The organism is Allorhizobium pseudoryzae, assembly GCF_011046245.1.
In the GTDB taxonomy this organism is placed as follows: Bacteria; Pseudomonadota; Alphaproteobacteria; order Rhizobiales; family Rhizobiaceae; genus Neorhizobium; species Neorhizobium pseudoryzae.
The window spans coordinates 3,177,523-3,196,306 of sequence record NZ_CP049241.1; the positions used below are offsets into that span (position 1 = coordinate 3,177,523).

Genomic DNA, 18,784 nt, shown 5'->3' on the forward strand with positions numbered 1-18,784 from the left:
ATGCTCCTCGGAAGACACACCGTTTCGGGTGCGGCACCAACAGGTTACTTGGTTTCTTCCGGCTTGTGATCGACGGTCTTTGTCGTCGTCGTATCGGCAGTCTCTTCGTCGGACATGCCCTTCTTGAAGCTCTTGATGCCCTTTGCGACGTCGCCCATCAGTTCCGGGATCTTGCCGCGTCCGAAGAAGATGAGCACGATGACCAGAACGATCAGCCAGTGCCAAACACTAAAAGAACCCATGACTCCACTCCATGATTGCGCGTCGTGTTCGATGTAAGACGTTTAGGAATCTTTTTCAAACACCAAAATGTCGTCCGGCTGTACGTTTACGGTCACGTCCGTGAGACCTTCCGGAAGCTGGTCGGCCCGGATGCGGGCGCGAAGCGGTTCCGACAATCCGTCCACCGCAAGCGTCAGCAGTTCAACGACGCCGAGAAAACGGCGCGTCAGGATGCGGGCCGCGACCGAACCACCCTCCGGCAGGACCGAAATCGAGGAAATGCGCACGGCGACATCCACATCCTCGCCGTCCTTGCGGTCGCCAGCGGCACAGACCCCGAGCGGCGTCGTCACACGGTCGCCGACCACCCGCCCCTCCAGACGATTGATCTCGGAGAAGAAGCCAGCGGCAAACAATGATTGCGGACGGCGGTAGAGGTCCTGCGAGCGGCCGACCTGCACCAGGCGTCCGTTGTTGAGCAATGCGATGCGATCGGCCATGCGCATGGCCTCTTCCGCATCATGGGTCACGACGATCGCCGTTGCGCGCGTCTGGCGCAGCACGTCCAGCGTATCGGCGCGGATTGTATCCTTCAGCCGCGAATCAAGGCCGCTGAACGGTTCGTCCATCAGAAGAACATTGGGGCGGGGGGCGAGCGCCCGGGCCAACGCCACACGCTGCTGTTCGCCGCCGGACAGGGCATGGGGAAATTTATCGGCGTAATGGGAGAGCCCGACCCGCTCGAGCGCCACCATGGCTTCGGCAACCGCGTCTTTCGCGGGCAAGGCCGTCAGGCCGAAACGCACGTTCTCGACCACGGAGAGATGCGGAAACAGCGCATAGTCCTGGAACATCAGCCCGACGCCCCGTTTTTCCGGCGGGACGAAGATGCTCGGACCCGCCATTTCGCGCTCATCGATCAGCACACGGCCGCCCGTCTGCACCTCGATGCCGGCGGCGATGCGCAACAGCGTGGTCTTGCCCGATCCCGATGGCCCTAAAAGGCACAGGACCTCGCCGGGCTTTGCATCGAGATCAATGCCACGAATGGTCTCCTTGCCGTGATAGCTATGCTCGATTGCCTCGAAGGCGAGGCTGGAGGCGAAGGTGACACCTGCGGTGCGACGCATGGCGGTCGGTGCCCGGGCGGGCGTGGATGGGGTCATGCTTTCAGGCCTTATCTTGTCGCCTTTGCGACGCAATCCCGTCACGTCGAGGGTCACGCAGCGCCGTCCATGGCAAACGGGATGCTATTCGTCCGCTCCACCGCCCGGTGTCAAGAGGCCGAGTTCCTCGAGATCGAGCTGGGTGATGGGATCCTCGTCTTCGCCGAGTTCGTCGGCAGTCGTCGGCAAGGGCACCCGGAAATCCGGCGGGATGCGGCCCGAGAGGAGCCCTGCCCCCTTCAATTCCTCAAGTCCCGGCAGGTCGCGGATTTCTTCGAGACCGAAATGATCGAGGAAACGCGGCGTGGTGCCGAGTGTCACCGGACGCCCCGGCGTGCGCCGGCGTCCGCGGAAACGAACCCAGCCCGCCTCCATCAGCACATCCAGCGTGCCGCGGGAGGTCTGCACGCCGCGGATATCCTCGATCTCCGCCCGCGTGACCGGCTGGTGGTAAGCGATGATCGCCAGCACTTCGAGGGCCGCCCTCGAGAGCTTCTTTGCTTCCCCCTCGTCCCGCCGAAAGACGAAGGAGAGGTCGGCTGCCGTACGGAAGGCCCACTTGTCCTCGATTCGGATGAGGTTGACGCCGCGCCCGGCATAAAGGCGCGCGAGCCTGGACATGATCGCCCTCACATCGACCCCGCGCGGCAGGCGCTCAACGAGAAAGGCTTCCGGAACAGGCTCTGCCGAGGCAAACACCAGCGCTTCCGCAATGCGTTCCGCCTCAAGCTCCGTTGCGCTTGGCGCACTGCCCACCGCGTCCTGCGCAAAAAGATCGTCATCCTCGACCGGCACGCCGTTCATTCCTTGTCACCTTGTCCGCCAGAAGCGGCCTTGCCGTCATCTGCCTGAGGGCGTCCGGCCCCGCGCCGAAGGTAGAGGGGGCCGAAGGCACCATCCTGGCGCATCTCGATCTTGCCTTCGCGCACCAGTTCGAGCGATGCGGCAAAGGCACTCGCCGTTGCCGTGACACGATCGGACGGCGAAAGGAAGTCCAGGAGATACCGCTGCAGGACCGTCCAGTCGCCAATCTCGCCCATCATCGTGGTCAAGAGTTCCCGGGCTTCCACCAGAGACCAGACCTTGCGCCGCTCGATCGTCACCTGGGTCACCGCCTGGCGCTGGCGCAGGTTCGCATAGGCCTTGAGGAGATCGTAAAGGTCCGCCTCGAAGGTGGTGCCACTGCGCTCCGCGATATGTTCGGGCGCACCGCGGGCAAAGATGTCGCGGCCCAGCCGATTGCGGTTGACGAGACGGGACGCCGCTTCGCGCATCGCCTCCAGCCGCTTCAGCCGGAAGGCAAGCGTTGCCGCCATTTCCTCGCCTGTCGGGCCGTCGTCCGGGCGAGCCTGCTGCGGGATCAGAAGCTTGGATTTGAGATAGGCGAGCCAGGCCGCCATCACCAGATAATCGGCGGCAAGTTCGATGCGCACGCGCCGGGCGCTGTCGACAAATAAAAGATACTGCTCGGCCAGCGCCAGCACGGAAATGCGCTGCAGATCGACTTTCTGGGTGCGGGCGAGATGCAGGAGCAGATCGAGCGGCCCTTCGAAACCGCCGACATCAATGACGAGCGCCGGCTCGCTTGCGCCGCGGGCGTCGCTGTCCTGCCAGAGCCTGTCCATCGGAATGGCAGACGGATTGGCAGGCTGTGATGTGTCAACGGCCATCCCCGCCCCTGTTCCCGGAAACCTCAAGGGCTTCCGCTCATGCCTTGGCCTCGCTCACCAGAGCCCAGAATTCGGCCCGTGCGGCCCGCTCGTCCGTCGCATCCGCAGGACGGAAGGCCGCCTCGGCCGTCTCGGCTCGCCGCAGGCTTTCGCCAGAAAGCTCCGGCACCTTGGCCACCACCTGCCTCATTTCGTCCATCACGCCATTGCAATGCAAGACAATATCGCAGCCGCCGGCGACAATATCCGCAGCCCGTTCGCCGAGCGTGCCCTTCAGGGCGTTCATCGAACTGTCGTCGGACAGAAGAAGACCCTCAAAGCCGATCCGGCCACGGATGATCTCGTTGATCACCTTCGGCGAGGTTGTGGCGGGACGGTCGGGATCGATCGCGGTGAAGACGAGGTGCGCGCTCATCGCCATCACCTCATCCTTCAGGGCGCGGAAAGGCGCAAAATCCTGCGCGTCGAGTTCCTCGATCGAGGCCGTGACGATCGGCAGGTCGTGGTGCGAATCGACCAGGGCGCGACCATGCCCCGGAATATGTTTCATCACCGGCAGCATGCCGCCCGCCTTCAATCCTTCGGAGGCTGCGGTGCCGAGAGCGGTCACGGCTGCCGGATCGCGGCCATAGGAGCGGTTGCCGATCGCCTGTGTGGATCCCTCGACCAGAACATCGAGCACCGGCAGGCAGTTGACGGTGATGCCGAGCCGGGTGAGATCGAAGGCATGCAGGCGCGACATCAGCCAGGCGGCCCGCAGGCCGGCGCCGCGGTCGATCTCATAGATTTCGCCCAACCGGGCCGCCGGCGGATAGGCCTCCACATGCGGCGCACGGATGCGCTGCACGCGCCCGCCCTCCTGGTCGATCAGCACCGGGGCGTCCGGCCGGCCGATCGCATCCTTGAGGCCCGCGACGAGATCGCGGATCTGTTCGGGTTCGGAGAGATTGCGGGCAAACAGGATGAAACCCCAGGGACGCTCTTCGCGATACAGCGCCAGTTCGTCTTTCGTCGGAGAAAGACCGGCGCAGCCAAGGATCATTGCCTTCGATTGGCTCATGGACACACTCTTCGTCAGGAATTCAGAATAAAAACGCTGCTTGTCACCGGACATGAAAACGGGGCGACAAGCGCGCCCCGCAGTTCAGGATCAGCCGACATCGACCTCAACGCGCGATGAGGCATGTTCCGCCGGCGGCGCGATATCGCTCGCACAGCGCCGCAGCTTCGTCGCGGGTGCTGCCGGCTGCGATGCGGACGCGGTAGAAGGTGCCCTTGCCCGCAATCTCAGCCTTGGCAATATCCATGCCCCGACCGCCAATCACGCCGGCAAACTTGGAGGACAGATTGCGGTAGGATTTCTGCGCGTCGGCTTCGGAGGGCAGCGAAGCGATCTGGATGAAGTAACCACCCGATTGCGCCACCTGTGCGGGTGCCGGGGTGGCACTCGCCGCCGTGACCGGCGCAGCTGCCGCCGGCGCCACGGCGGGCGTTGATGCCGGCCGCAATTCGTTACGCACATTGCCCTGCGTGGTCACCGAGGCGACCACCTCCACCGGCTGATTGGCCGGTCGCGCCGTCGGAACCGGGGCCTTCGGAGCCGGAACCCCTGCCGGCGCCGTCGAAGCGGCTGGAGCCGCCACGTCGGTCGCGCCCGTCAGAGCCGTCGTCCGCGCCACGTTCACATCCGAGAGGTTGGTCGGTGCGCTGCTCGAAGCCGCGCCAGTGGATGCCAACTGCGTGGGTTCGGCAAGTGCCGGTGCCGCCGGGATCTTTTCGGTCGTCACCGCCGTCGCGGGCGCATTCACCGGCTTCGCTGCCGGCACTTCGGTCACCTGCTCGACCAGCGTTCCGTCCGGACGCACGATCATGGTCTTCACGCGACGCGGCATGACGGCAAGCTGTTCGGCATCGGCCGGCGGCTTCGCCTGGCCATCGCTCGGCAGAAGGCGAGCATCCTGCGTCTCGCCCACGGGCGTCATGTCCGCCTGAGCTTCGTCCTCACCCTGCAGCGGAAAGTTTTCCGGTGTCAGCGTTTTCTGAACCACATCGACCGGCTGCTCTTCGGACGAGATCAGCGACGGCTGCTTGGGATCATTCAGGGAGCCGCTGGCCACCCGGTCATACACCGCCTTGTCCTGGTTCGGGACGATCTTGCCACCCGGATTTTCCGGAACGACCTTCACCGGTTCGGAATCCGCCGCGATGACCACCGGGCTTCCATCCGCGCCGCCCGACGACTTGCCTGTCGCATACCAGGCATAGGCGGAAATGCCGACAATGGCGACAAAACCGGCCACGGACAGCGGCATGGCAAAGGCTGCAAGAGAGCGGCGTGTCTCATAGACCGGCGCCTCATCGTCGGCATAGGCCTCATCGATGGGCGTGGATCGCAAGGGCTGCGCCAGGCTGCGGCGGAAATCTTCTTCCAGGGCCCGTTCGAAATCGTCCAGACCGTCGTTGACCTTCGGGTTGACCGAGGCTGCAACCGGGGTCTGCATCGCGGAAACGGCAGCCGGTGCAGCGGCTGTCGCGGTTGCCCGGCTTACCGAACGGTCCTGCGGCTTGGCAGCCGGCTGAGCCTGTACGGACCGTTGCGACATGCCAGCGGTATCGAGATAACTCGCCAGCTCCGAATCCAGGTCCAGATCGAAATCCGACGGCGGCGCCACCGGCTTTTCCGGTTCGTGGACCGGAATTTCCGGCACATCGAGATCCGGAACCGCTTCCGGCATCTCCTCGGCATCGGCAAGCAGTGTCGGATCGAAGGCGTCGCTATCCGCCTGCTCGGGCACAGCCGGCGCGACCGGCAACGGAGCGGGTTCGACAGCGACGGCAGCCTTACCCACGTCAGGCGCGTGGCGCGACTGGGCGAGGAAGGCCGGAATTTCAGGAGCAAGCGTCGGCACAGGCTGCGTGCGCGGCGCAAAGGCGGCGGGTGCGGCTTCAACCACGGCTTCGACAACCGGATCACGACGCGGAGCAGGCGCGACAGCCTCAACCGACGGTTTCTCGTCCTGCATCAGATCGGCAAGATCAAGCTCGAGATCGTCCAGCATCAGCTCGAAATCATCGTCCATCAGGTCGGGCGTCGGCTCGGCGGCGACCGGCGCGCTCTGCTCGACAACCACATCCCGATCGATCATCGGCGCAAAGGAAGGCTCCGAGCGGAGTTCGCTGATCAACGGTGCGGCGGGCGCTGCCGACAGGACAGGCTCGACATGCGGAGCATCGAAACGTTCATCCGCCTTTTCAAAGACCTGCGCCAGTTCGTTCTGCAGCGACCGAACCTCCGCCGTCGGCTGGGCAAAAACCGGCTCGACGGCTGGCACCGCTTCCGGCACCGGTGCAGGCGTTACGGCCGGTATGGCGGCCGGCGCAACCGGTCTTGCCCGAACGGCGGCAACATCGGCAGCAAAGTTCGTCGCCCAGGTGGATGCGACAGGCTCGCGCGGCGGCTCAAGACCGGCCTCACGCTCCAAATCGAGTTCCGCCCGTTCGGCCTGCGTCCGCGGTGGAGCCACCACGAAATTCGTCAGCGGCATGCGGAAACCGGGTTCATAGGCGCCACGCGGCGAAGTGCGACCTGCCATCGGCGGCACGGCCGACGATGTGATCGATGTTTCAAGCTCGGCAATCAGATCCGCATCCAGGCCGCCGAAATCGAGATCGGCTTCGGGCGCCGCAACCGGCATGGCCGCAGCGGAGAGAACGGGCTGCGGCTCGCTGGTGCGGGCAAGCTCCGGTTCGGCACGGACGGACCAATCATTCACCGGCGAAAACGGCTGCTGCACCTCTTCGCTCGGCACCCGCGTCGTCAGCGGCGCCTGAACGGCGGGCTCGAAATCGGCAAAAGGATCTGCCTCGGCCCGAGCTATCTCGGCACGGGCGACGGGCAGCTCGGGCTCGACAACCCGCGCAGCAACAGCGGCGACCGGTGCAACAGGCTCCGAACGCGGTTCCTCATACTGCTCGAACTCGCGCAGGAGTTCGTCTTCCAGATTGAAACTTGGCTCGCGACGAACGAGGGGAGAGACCGTCGCGGGCGCGACGGCCTTGTCCTCATAGCCTGCAATGCGAGCGAGCTCCGCCAACGGATCGTCATCTGCAAAGAAGTCCGGTCCGCCGATACGGCCACGTGCAACGCTACTATCTGCCATTCCCTCGTCCACTCACCTACGCCAACGCACCAATGCCAGCGCTTTGTGGGGAAATGGTGGCGTGCTTATCGCATCTCGTCCGGAGCGGTCGTGCCGGTAATGGCAAGACCAGATTTCAGAACAGACGCTACAGCGCGCACCAGTCCAAGTCTGGCGATGCTGGATTTTCGGTCGTTATCCTTAACAAACCGTAAGTCGGGATTATCTTTGCCCTTATTCCAATGCGCATGGAAGGAGCTTGCCAGATCATAAAGGTAAAAAGCAAGCCGATGGGGCTCCTGCGACTGTGCCGCAGCCTCAATCAGGCGCGGATATTCGGCCAGTTTGGCAACCAGCTGCATTTCGGCAGCGTCAGTGATCTCCGAAACCGCCTCGGAAAGATCAAGTGATTCGAAATCGACATCCGGAAACGCTTCCGCCGCCTGGCGGAACACCGACATGCACCGGGCATGCGCATACTGCACGTAGAAGACCGGATTGTCCTTGGACTGTTCGGTGACTTTGGCGAAGTCGAAATCCAGAGGCTCGGAGTTCTTGCGGTAGAGCATCATGAAGCGGACCGAATCGGATCCCACTTCTTCAACCACCTCGCGCAAGGTGACGAAGTCGCCGGACCGCTTCGACATCTTGACCGGCTCGCCGTTGCGGTAAAGCTTGACGAGTTGGCAAAGCAGCACGGTCAGCTTGGCGGACCCGCCGGAAACGGCGCGGGCGACAGCCTCCAGGCGCTTGACGTATCCGCCATGATCGGCGCCGAGCACATAGATCATCTCGTCGTAGCCGCGATCGAACTTGTCCTTGAAATAGGCGACGTCGGCGGCGAAATAGGTGTAGCTGCCGTCCGACTTGATCAGCGGCCGGTCGATGTCATCGCCGACATCCGTGGAGCGGAACAGCGTCTGCTCCCGGTCTTCCCAATCCTCCGGCAGCTGTCCCTTCGGTGGCGGCAGGGTGCCGCGATAGACATGGCCCTTGAAGGTCAGATCGTTGATCGCCTGACGGATCGGCGCACCGCCGTCTGCATGCAGCGTGCGCTCGGAATAGAAAATGTCGTGGTGGACGTTCAGCGCCGCCAGATCCTCGCGGATCATCGCCATCATCGCGTCAATCGCGCGATCCTTGACGAGCGGCATCCAGTCCTCCGCCGGCATGTTATGGAGGCGTGTGCCGAACTCCTTGGCGAGCGCCTGACCGACCGGCACCAGATAGTCACCCGGATAGAGACCGGCCGGGATCTCTCCGACTTCTTCGCCAAGAGCCTCGCGGTAGCGCAGGAAACACGAACGCGCCAGAACATCGATCTGCGAACCGGCATCGTTGATGTAATATTCCTTGGTCACCTCATAGCCGGCAAAGCCCATGAGGTTTGCCAGAGCATCGCCCACCACGGCGCCACGGCAATGGCCGACATGCATGGGGCCGGTTGGGTTGGCCGAGACGAATTCGACATTGACCTTCTTGCCTTCGCCCGTCGTGGAGCGACCGTAATCGGTCCCGGCCCGGATCATGCCGGCAAGCAGGGTCTGCCAGTAGGCGAGCGACAGGCGGATGTTGATGAAGCCCGGACCGGCGACCGTCACCTCGACGACGTCTGCGTCTTCCTTCAGCTTTTCGGCAATGATGTCGGCCAGCGCCCGTGGATTGGTGCCCAGCGGCTTGGCCAGCACCATGGCCGCATTGGTTGCGACGTCGCCATGGCTCGAATCACGCGGCGGTTCGATGGTCACGCGGCTGAAATCGACGCTGTCGCGCTTTTCCTTCACGATATCGATCGCTTCCAGAGCGGCTTTGACGCGGACTTCGAATTCGGCAAATAGGTTCATGTGCTGCATCCCAGCATGCGGGTGGGCTGACGTGACCACCCGTCGAGGTTCGTTTGGTGGGGTGCCTAGCCCAAATCCGGGGTATGGTCAAACATCCGGCGATGCGCCTTCAGCGCATAGGTATCGGTCATGCCGGCCAGATAATCGCCCACGTGGCGCGCCTTCGCTGCCTCGCTCAACCCCGCAATGTGGCTCACCCAGTAGTGGCTCTGCATCTGGCTCGGGTCTGCCATGTAAGCCTGGAAGAGGTCAGTCACGATGTGCGCTGCCCCTGCCCGGATCTCCATGATGTCCGGGTGGCGATAGATGCGCGAAAACAAGAGTTTCTTGATGGCGCGGTCGGTCTCCATCATCTCGGGGGAGAAGGTGGCGATGACATGGTCCGCCTGGCGGACATCGGCGGCGCTCTCAGGCTTCAGCGCCGACAGGCGGTCCTGCGCCACGCTGATCACGTCTTCGACCATATGGGTGATCTGCCGTCGCATGATCTCGTTGGCGAAACGGGCCGGCTCCAGCTCCGGATATTTTGCGCGCACTTCGCGCATCATGGCCGACAGGAACGGCACATCTTCCAGCATCTCGAAGGTGAGATAGCCGGACCGCAGGCCGTCATCGATATCGTGGGTGTTGTAGGCAATATCGTCGGCGATCGCTGCCACCTGTGCTTCGAGGCTGGCAAAGCTCGACAGTTCCAGGTCGTTCAGCTCGCAATAATCGAGGATCGGCTGCGGCACGGGGCCACGCGTGCCAACGCCGTTTGCGTCCACCAGCGGGCCATTGTGCTTGACGAGCCCCTCGAGGCTTTCCCAGGTCAGGTTGATCCCGTCGAATTCGGCGTAACGACGCTCCAGCTTGGTAACAATCCGCAGCGACTGGGCATTGTGATCGAAGCCGCCATAGGGCTGCAGGCACTCATGCAGGGCGTCTTCCCCCGTGTGGCCGAAGGGCGTGTGGCCGAAATCATGAACGAGCGCCACACCTTCGGCCAGATCCTCGTCGAGCTTCAGGGCGCGCGCCAGTGCACGGGCAATCTGCGCCACCTCGATCGTGTGGGTGAGGCGCGTGCGGTAATGATCGCCATCGACGCCGATGAAGACCTGCGTCTTGTGTTTCAGCCGCCGGAAGGCCGTGGTGTGGACGATGCGGTCGCGGTCACGCTGGAATTCGGAGCGGGTGAGCGAGGAGCCTTCCGGTACCAGCCGCCCGCGGGTCGCCCAGGGATCGGCGGCGTAAACGGCCCGCTCTCCGGAGCCAAAACCCAGACTGCGTGTATCGATCGACATCCGAACCCCTGCATTCCCATGGAGATGCCTCAAGCTTTGCGAAGCACCATTGACGCTTGATTTCACCCTTCATACCTATAGAGCGTGACAGCGCAAAGCCGATCACGGCAATCTCCGGGCCTTGACCCCGGCAGAAGGGCAAGAAAATGAGCGAACATCCCGTTACCCTTTCCGACGCGGCCGCCAAGCGGATCGCAGAAATCGTCAGCGCCGACGCCTCCAAACAGGCTCTTCGCGTCTCCGTCGAAGGCGGAGGCTGTTCCGGCTTTTCCTACAAGTTCGATCTGGTCGAGGCGCCTGCGGACGACGATCTGGTGATCGCCAAAGGTGATGCGAAGGTGCTGATCGACAGCCTGTCGCTGGTCTACATGACGGGTTCCGAAATCGACTTCGTCGATAACCTGCTCGGCCAGTCCTTCCAGATCAAGAACCCGAATGCGGTGGCAAGCTGCGGCTGCGGCACCAGCTTTTCCATCTGAGGAAAGCGGCATTTCAAGCCGGCGCGGGGCTTCCCAAGGGCGGCCCATGCGATAAAAAGGGATCCGCATCGAGGATCCCTTTTTCATGAAGATTGCCACCTGGAACATCAACGGCGTCAAGGCGCGCATCGACAATCTCCGCCAGTGGCTGAGCGATTCCGCACCGGACATCGTCTGCCTCCAGGAGATCAAGTCCGTCGATGAGGGGTTTCCGCGCCTGGAGATCGAGGCGCTCGGCTATCATGTCGAGACCCATGGCCAGAAGGGTTTCAACGGCGTCGCCATCCTGTCCAAGACCAAACCGGACGAGGTGATGCGCGGCCTGCCGGGCGATGAGAGCGACGAACAGTCGCGGTATATCGAGGCGGTCTTTTCGGTAGGCTCCGGCGTTATCCGGGTCGCGTCCATCTATCTGCCGAACGGCAATCCGTCGGACGATCCGGTGAAATATCCCTACAAGCTCGCCTGGATGGAGCGGCTGCGCCTGCATGCCGAGGCACTGCTCAGCCTGGAAGAACCGCTGATTCTGGCCGGGGACTACAATGTCATTCCCGAGCCGCATGACTGCTTCGATCCGCGGGCGTGGGAAACGGACGCGCTGTTTCTGCCGCAGACACGCGCCGCCTTCCGGAGGCTCGAACAACTCGGGCTGACGGATGCTGTGCGCGCGACAACCGACCAGACGAAGCTCTATACGTTCTGGGATTATCAGGCCGGTGCCTGGCAGAAGAACAACGGCATCCGCATCGATCATCTGCTGCTGTCGCCGGAAGCCGCCGACCGGCTCACCTCGACCAGCATCGAAAAACACGTGCGGGCCTGGGAAAAGCCGTCGGATCACGTGCCGGTGGTCGGATACTTTTCCTTCTGAGGCCAAGGCTGGAGGACCATCATAACCGGGCTTCCGAGCCTTTCGCGGGCGCCTATTCGGTTGCGCCGGCGGCAAACTGCTGCGCGAGCGCGACGGCGCTACGGCGGTCACCTTCGCTGGACAGCGCAAAGGCATTTTCCTGCATCTCTTCCATCCAGGGGCAATCCCGCTTGCTGCAGCGGTCAAGCGCCGCGGTGAGGAAGGCAAGCCCGCGCACCGTCTGCCCCTCCTGGAAGAGCACATTGCCGAAGATCGCCATGGCGCCCGGATGACCGGCCTTGCGGGCCTGGTTCAGCCACTTCTTCGCCTGCTGCACATTCGGGGTTCCGCCCTCGCCAGTCATCATCATGCGGGCAAGCTGGAACTGCGCCTCGGCAACGCCGAAGGTGGAGGCCACCTGGAAGTAAATCTGGCGCGCCTGGGCCAGATCCACCTTCACCGGCGTTCCCGGAATACCATGTCGGTAATAGTCCGCCAGAGCCAGAAGCGCATTGACGAAAAAGCCCGTATCCTCGGAACCCGGCTCGACGCCCTGGCTTGCGATTTCGTTGTAGATCTTGAAGGCTTCAAGATCATTCTGCGCCACGCCATCGCCATCGGCATACATGTTGGCCAGCGCCCAACGCGAGCCGGTATGTCCCTTTTCGGCCGCATAACGATAGGCTTCAACGGCATCCTGCTTCTGGCCGTTCTTGTAGGCCTTGAAGCCGAATTTGAAGAGATCGAAAGGACCCGATTCCTTGCTGACGCCGGAATTGATGTCGAAGGAAAAACAGGGCTGCGCGGGCAGCAATCCCATCAGGAAGCCGAAGGCAAGCATGCCGACGCCGGGCAAGGATAAGTTCGGCATGTTCAGATTTCCTTAACCATGCCGGTGTTTAGAGTACGGGAGAAGAGGCGGTCCATCGACGTTCCATCGGCTTCGGTCAGGAAGCCATTGCAGTTTTGATGACGGGTCATCCTTTGTACTCCGAACACGCTATTCTCAACCGAACCAGTAAAACGGACAATGTCTGACCAAACCGTCAACCGTGCGGCTGATCGCCAGGCAAGACGACTGTAGGCTGCGTTTTCGGCAATACTGCGACCCCTGTCCCCGATACAGGAGGTAGACTCTCGTCGATACAATACGTCTGTATCGACCGCAGCCATCCCTGCCATTTCAAAAGAGAATTCGCCCATCATTACCCGTCAAGCGCCCCGCCCCCGCAGGTCCGCACATTTTGATGCCTCCTTCGCTGCGCCTCGTTTGTGGCGGGAAGTAGACAAAACCTTCCGCAGCAACGATAGGCGCGAATGTGCAAAAAAACTGTTGCAGATTCGTCACGACGCGAGGCCGTCCAGTTCGCTGCATAGAAAAAGGCCCGGCTGCTAGAACCGGGCCTACCTAGACTGTCAGTCGCGCTGGATCAGAACTTGACCTTCAGCGACGTGGAAACGGCTGCCACGAGATCATCTTCGAAATCGTAACGCGTATCATTCCCGTAGCTGATGCCGTCGATCGTGACGGGGCCGGATGAACCGCCCGTCAGGATACCGAGAGCGCCGGCAAGGCGCAGTTCGATATTCTGGGTTGGGGAGTAGGACACAGCCGCCCCAACCGTCCAGGTATCGGTCTGCGTGCCATAGCCCTGGCTCGTGCCACGATCCCAGGCGAGGCTCAGCGCACCGCTCCACTGATCGTTGAACTTGTGGCCGACACCGCCGCTGATCGTCCAGCCGTCACGATAACCGAGGTCCAGCGAGGTGATCTGGTTGCGCGACGTGCAGTTGGAGGTCGTGCCGACAACGCAGAACGGGATGGTCGAAAGCTGGCTCCAGTCCACCCACTTGACCGAGCCGAACACCAGCCAGCCCGGTGCGACGCCGGTCTGAACCTTGAGCTCGACCGTATCCGGCATGTCCTGAGAGCCGAAGACGTTGTAAACGCGGCCGCCCACCGGCGTCAGCGCACGGGGAACCTGTGTCAGATCCAGCGTTCCCGTGATGCTGTCGAGTTTCACTTCGCTGTTATAGACGAGGCTGGCGCGGAACGCATATTCGGGAATTTCATAGGCGAGACCGGCACGCCAGCCCCAACCGCTGTCTTCCAGATTCAGGCGGCCGATACCGTTGCCCAACCCGGTTGGCGGAACGACCAGACGTTCCTTGAAACCGCTGACGACCTGATAGAAGCCACCGCCGATCAGGCGCAACTGGCCAGGACCCATATCGAACTTGTAGGAGCAGGTGACGGCGTAGTTATCGCTCTCCACCTTGGTTTCTATATTTTCGTTGGCGCCGCGCCAGTTGGCGCCCGGCTTGGTGTGCGCGCCCCATGGCTGGGAATAATCCGCCATGCAATCGACGCTGTCGCCGAAACCGGCCTTCACGCCGATACGCGGAACCCAGTAGTCTTCCGAGTCGTCGGCCGTTGTCGTGCCGCCGTTGCGGCCGTCAGAACCGAGACCGTTTGCGCGGTTGATATCCTGAACGTTCTTCAATTTGCGCTGCGGCGCAACATAGGTGCCCGAGGTTTCCGCTGCCACCGGTGACGGATCGAAGAGAAGGTCGATGTTGTAACCGCCGCGCTCGAGGCCGCCCGCCGATGCGGAGGTGTGAAGTGCGCAGAGTGCTGCCGTGGCCAGCAGTCCCCGCGTAATCGTAATTCTTACCATAATTCTCCCACTCCCAGGTAAGTGCCTGCCACAGGTTAACTGTGCAGAATCAAATGACAATCTCTCTCGAAAATACTGCACTGCGGCAAGGAGACCGAAGATTTACGTAAGCTTCCCAACCAACCCCACACATTTCAGACGACAGGAAATAATTTGCTTATTTCTCTTTTGATTCTGCTTATATGAAAAATAAAATTCCCGCGGACGAGCAAATGTTGCAAAAAAGCAACAAGCGTCCTAAACGCTTATTTCTGCCTTATTCGAGGCCCTTGAGCGGGGTGGCTCGTTGGTCAAACACAAAAAGCCCCGCAGACGGCGAATCTACGGGGCCTTATGGTGGAAAGGCTGGCCGATTCAGCCGGCCTCGTCGATCCGTCTTAGCGCCGTCTCCAAACTTGCCCGCAGCACCAGCAATTCCGCCAGTCGCTCGCGTTCGGCGGCCACCACTTCCGGATCGGCATTGGCGACGAACTTCTCGTTTCCGAGCTTCTTTTCCGCCCGATCGATCTCGGCCTGCGTCTTCGCATGGGACTTCTCGATGCGGGCGCGCTCGGCGACCAGATCGATCAGGCTGCCGAGCGGCAGGCATGCGGTCGCCTCGCCCACCACCACCTGGGCTGCCCCGCGCGGTGCAGTCTCGGCAAGTTCAATGGTCTCAACCCGCGCCAGACGCTTGATCGCCGCATCGTGACGCTGCAGGCGGCCCTCAGTCAAAGCCGTGGCCCCGACCACGATCAGCGGCGCCTTGGCCGACGGCGGAACGTTCATTTCGGAGCGGGCGGAGCGCAGGCCAGTGACGAGATCCACCAGCCAGTTGATTTCGGCGGCTGCCGCCTCATCGGCAAATATGGCCACCGGCCAGTCCGCGTGGCAGAGCAGGCTGTCGCGGCTTGCGGTATGCGCCCACAATTCCTCCGTCATGAACGGCATGAAGGGATGGAGGAGCTTGTAGGTCTCTTCCAGCACGTAGGCGACGCAAGCCTGGGCTTCCGTCTTTGCGGCCTCGTCCTCGCCGGAGAAGATCGGCTTCAAGAGTTCGAGATACCAGTCGCAGACCTGGTTCCAGACGAAACGGTAGAGGCTTGCGGCCGCATCGTTGAAGCGCTGGCTCTGGATCGCCGCGGTCACATCCGTGATCGTCGCGGAAAGTTCCGTCAGGATCCACCGGTTGACGTTGAGGACCGTTGCTTCCGGCAGGAAATGCGGGTCGCGCTTGACGCCGTTCATTTCGGCAAAGCGCGTGGCATTCCAGAGCTTGGTACCAAAATTGCGGTAGCCGGCGATGCGGGCCGGGTCGAGCTTCACGTCACGCCCCTGCGCCGCCATGATGGCAAGCGTGAAGCGCAGCGCATCGGCGCCGTATTCCTCGATCAGGTCGAGCGGGTCGATGACATTGCCCTTCGACTTCGACATCTTCTGGCCGTTCTTGTCGCGGACCAGCGCGTGGACATAAACGGTGCTGAACGGTTCGACCGGATTGCCGGCCTCGTCCTTCATGAAGTGCAGGCCCATCATCATCATGCGGGCGACCCAGAAGAAGATGATGTCGAAGCCGGTGACGAGCACATTCGTCGGATAATAGCGTGCCAGTTCCGGCGTCTGGTCCGGCCAGCCGAGCGTCGAGAAGGGCCAGAGCGCCGACGAGAACCACGTATCGAGCACGTCTTCGTCGCGGGTCAGGATGGAGCCCGGCTCGAAGTTTTCGAGCTTCTCCTGCACCCAGGCCTTCCATGGGCCTTCATGGGCGAGATAATGCTGGACGGCGGCATCGAGCGCCTCTTCCTCGGTCTTTTCGACGAAGACCTGGCCGTCCGGGCCGTACCAGGCCGGAATCTGGTGGCCCCACCACAACTGGCGCGAAATGCACCAGGGCTGGATGTTCTCCATCCATTCGAAATAAGTCTTGTCCCAGTTCTTCGGCACAAAATTGGTGCGACCTTCGCGGACGGAGGCCATGGCCGGCTCGGCCAGCGTCTTGGCATCGACAAACCACTGGTCGGTCAACATCGGCTCGATGACGACGTTCGAGCGGTCACCGAAGGGCTGCATGATCTTCTTGTTCTCGACGTAAGGCACGTCGTTGCCTTCGGCATCCTTCACGGTGACGGCAAGGCCTTCGGCATTGATGGCGGCGACGATGCGCTTACGGGCCTCATAACGATCGAGGCCGCGATACTCTTCCGGAACGAGGTTGATATCATCCACCTCGGCTTCGGTCGGAAGGTCTCCGGAGCGGGTAATCTCCAGCGCCAGTTCAGCACAACGGGCATAGGGTTCGCCATCGCTGCGCAGCCGCGCCTGGGTGTCCATCAGCCGGTAGAGCGGAATGTTGTTGCGCTTGGCGACCTGATAGTCATTGAAGTCATGGGCACCAGTGATCTTCACGGCACCCGAGCCGAAGGTCGGATCCGGATATTCGTCGGTGATGATCGGGATCAGACGGCGATGTTCCTTCGGGCCGACCGGGATTTCACAGAGTTTTCCAACGATTGCAGCATAACGTTCATCCGACGGATGGACGGCAACCGCACCGTCACCCAGCATCGTCTCGGGACGGGTGGTGGCAATCGAGATGTAATTGCGCTCCTCCTGCAGCACGATGTTGCCGTCGGCATCCTTTTCCACATAGGTGTAGGTCTCGCCGCCGGCGAGCGGATACTTGAAGTGCCACATGTGGCCGTCCGCTTCGCGGTTCTCGACCTCGATATCGGAGATCGCCGTCTCGAAATGCGGATCCCAGTTGACCAGGCGCTTGCCGCGGTAGATCAGACCCTGCTTGTAGAGCGTCACGAAGACTTCGAGCACCGCCTTGGAGAGGCCCTCGTCCATGGTGAAGCGCTCGCGCGACCAGTCACAGGAGGCGCCGAGCCTTTTCAGCTGGTTGAAGATCAGACCACCGGATTCGGCCTTCCATTCCCAGACCTTGTCGATGAAGGCGTCGCGGCCGAGTTCGCGGCGGCCCGGCTGCTGGCTTTCCGCCAGCTTGCGCTCGACGACCATCTGCGTGGCAATGCCGGCATGGTCCATGCCCGGCTGCCACAGCACATCCTTGCCGCGCATGCGCTCGAAGCGGATCATGATGTCCTGCAAGGTGTTGTTCAGCGCATGGCCCATGTGCAGCGAACCGGTCACGTTCGGCGGCGGGATGACGATGGTGAAGGTTTCGGCGTCGGGCTTGGCATTCGCGCCGGCGCGGAAGGCATCGGCCTCATCCCAGGCGGCTGCGATCTTGGGTTCGACGGCGGCGGAATCGTAGGTTTTTTCGAGCATTTTCCGACCAGAATTTCGAGTTCGCGTTGCTTGGCTGTAAATAGGACTGGCAAATGCGAGTCAATAAAAAAGGCCGCTCCGGAAAGCGGCCCTTCGGAAAGCGGGACGGGATCCGCTCAACGGCGCGGGCCGCGCGCCACCCGTTCGATTTCTTCGCGCACCATGCGCTCGACCAGCGTCGGCAGGTTGTCGTCCAGCCATTCGCGCAGCATCGGCTTCAGCATTTCGCGGGCCATGTCCTCCATCGACTGGCGCTCGATGCCGTTGAAGATGTCGGCGAGCTGCTTGAACGAGCGGGCAACCTGTTCACCGGCTTCCTGGGAAATCAGGGAAGCGGCTTCCTCGATCTTTTCCGGAAGCGTTTTCGGTTCCGCCGTCTCGGTCATACGCAGGCTCGGCAGGGTCTCTGCTCTGCTTGTCTCTGGTCTCATTGTCTGTGGCATGCTCGTATCGGATCGGCTCGTCTCGGAAGCATAGGCCGGGGCCTGTTCGATGTCCGCCCCCCGATGAAGCTCGTCGCTCTGCAGCGCAGGCTCCTCGCGGCGCTGTTCCGATGCCATTTGATCGGCCTGCATCTCATGCAGTTCCCGCAGAACCGGGCTGAACTCCTGCATACGCGCCGGAACAGGGGTATCGACCGAGACAAGACGCTGGCGCGGTGCAACCGCCGGCGCCTGCGGGGCTGGCGCCGAAGCCGGAGCGGCCTGGCGCTGCGCCACCGGTTCCGGAACGCGACCAGCCGCAGCGCGCACACGCGCGGCGACATCAGCGAGCGACAGGGTCTTCTCTTCGGGCGCCGGCGCTTCGACACGCGGCGCCTGAACCGGTTCATGTGTCGGGCGAAGGGGCGGTGCATCAGACATTATCGGAGAACCCGGATCATTGGCGGGAACCTGAGAAAGGAAAGGATTGTCCACCTCGTCGCTCAAGACAAAGGTGTCCTCCTCCTCCTCGAACTCGACCTCGCTGGAGGCACGCGCGCTCATGCTCTCGGTGATCGGGTCATTGCTCTCAATGATCCGACGGATGGACGCCAGAATCTCTTCCATGGAGGGTTCACGCGCGACACTTGGCTGAGCCATATTCATCCCCGATCTGCCTTGGAGCCGCCTCAGTCCGTATGGTCCCGGACGGCCGAATCGGGAATCAGTGTACGCGATGCATGGGGCACATCACAATTGCA

At 62.2% G+C, this 18,784-nt stretch carries 15 protein-coding genes; 2 read left to right on the forward strand and 13 right to left on the reverse strand.

The features are described 5' to 3' along the window. Positions 1-44 precede the first annotated feature (44 nt). The 8 genes from G6N78_RS15420 to G6N78_RS15455 all read right to left on the reverse strand — a co-directional run bounded on the left by G6N78_RS15420 (position 45) and on the right by G6N78_RS15455 (position 10,324). Positions 45-242 (reverse strand): twin-arginine translocase TatA/TatE family subunit, encoded by a 198-nt coding sequence (locus G6N78_RS15420; protein WP_165219970.1) that lies wholly within the window; start codon positions 240-242, stop codon positions 45-47. A gap of 42 nt (positions 243-284) precedes the next feature. Continuing rightward, positions 285-1,388, reverse strand: a complete 1,104-nt coding sequence (locus G6N78_RS15425) for an ABC transporter ATP-binding protein (protein WP_165219972.1) — start codon at positions 1,386-1,388, stop codon at positions 285-287. Positions 1,389-1,472: 84 nt separating this feature from the next. After that, the gene (gene scpB / locus G6N78_RS15430) at positions 1,473-2,192 is read right to left on the reverse strand and encodes an SMC-Scp complex subunit ScpB (protein WP_165219974.1); all 720 of its coding nucleotides are present in this window, start codon (positions 2,190-2,192) and stop codon (positions 1,473-1,475) included. Next, a complete protein-coding gene (locus tag G6N78_RS15435) occupies positions 2,189-3,013 on the reverse strand; it encodes a segregation and condensation protein A (protein WP_165221874.1) in 825 nt (274 codons plus the stop codon). Before G6N78_RS15435 ends, scpB begins: the two co-directional genes overlap by 4 nt. A gap of 82 nt (positions 3,014-3,095) precedes the next feature. Next, a complete protein-coding gene (nagZ, locus tag G6N78_RS15440; RefSeq protein ID WP_165219976.1) occupies positions 3,096-4,118 on the reverse strand; it encodes a beta-N-acetylhexosaminidase in 1,023 nt (340 codons plus the stop codon). Positions 4,119-4,224: 106 nt separating this feature from the next. Then, entirely contained in the window at positions 4,225-7,218 is a 2,994-nt protein-coding gene (locus tag G6N78_RS15445) for an SPOR domain-containing protein (RefSeq protein ID WP_165219978.1), read from the reverse strand. Between the two features lie 65 nt (positions 7,219-7,283). Further along, the gene (gene argS, locus G6N78_RS15450) at positions 7,284-9,041 is read right to left on the reverse strand and encodes an arginine--tRNA ligase (RefSeq protein ID WP_165219980.1); all 1,758 of its coding nucleotides are present in this window, start codon (positions 9,039-9,041) and stop codon (positions 7,284-7,286) included. A gap of 65 nt (positions 9,042-9,106) precedes the next feature. Beyond that, a complete protein-coding gene (locus G6N78_RS15455) occupies positions 9,107-10,324 on the reverse strand; it encodes a deoxyguanosinetriphosphate triphosphohydrolase (RefSeq protein ID WP_165219982.1) in 1,218 nt (405 codons plus the stop codon). 146 nt (positions 10,325-10,470) lie between these two features. Between G6N78_RS15455 and erpA the strand changes: the two genes are divergently transcribed. Further along, entirely contained in the window at positions 10,471-10,803 is a 333-nt protein-coding gene (gene erpA, locus G6N78_RS15460) for an iron-sulfur cluster insertion protein ErpA (protein ID WP_165219984.1), read from the forward strand. An 85-nt stretch (positions 10,804-10,888) separates the two neighbouring features. Next, positions 10,889-11,674: an exodeoxyribonuclease III gene (gene xth / locus G6N78_RS15465; protein ID WP_165219986.1), complete on the forward strand. Its 786-nt coding sequence runs from the start codon at positions 10,889-10,891 to the stop codon at positions 11,672-11,674. A 52-nt stretch (positions 11,675-11,726) separates the two neighbouring features. Here xth and exoR read toward each other — a convergent pair whose 3' ends face one another. The 5 genes from exoR to G6N78_RS15490 form a co-directional block, all read right to left on the reverse strand. Further along, on the reverse strand, positions 11,727-12,494 hold the full coding sequence (gene exoR / locus G6N78_RS15470) for an exopolysaccharide production regulator ExoR (protein WP_206531655.1): 768 nt from the start codon (positions 12,492-12,494) through the stop codon (positions 11,727-11,729). Between the two features lie 32 nt (positions 12,495-12,526). Then, complete coding sequence (locus tag G6N78_RS15475; RefSeq protein ID WP_165219990.1) at positions 12,527-12,859, reverse strand: hypothetical protein; 333 nt, start codon at positions 12,857-12,859, stop codon at positions 12,527-12,529. 224 nt (positions 12,860-13,083) lie between these two features. Next, entirely contained in the window at positions 13,084-14,331 is a 1,248-nt protein-coding gene (locus G6N78_RS15480; protein ID WP_165219992.1) for an OmpP1/FadL family transporter, read from the reverse strand. A gap of 354 nt (positions 14,332-14,685) precedes the next feature. Next, positions 14,686-17,601: a valine--tRNA ligase gene (locus G6N78_RS15485; RefSeq protein ID WP_165220002.1), complete on the reverse strand. Its 2,916-nt coding sequence runs from the start codon at positions 17,599-17,601 to the stop codon at positions 14,686-14,688. 116 nt (positions 17,602-17,717) lie between these two features. After that, positions 17,718-18,683, reverse strand: a complete 966-nt coding sequence (locus G6N78_RS15490; protein ID WP_165220004.1) for a PopZ family protein — start codon at positions 18,681-18,683, stop codon at positions 17,718-17,720. Between the last annotated feature and the right edge of the window lie 101 nt (positions 18,684-18,784).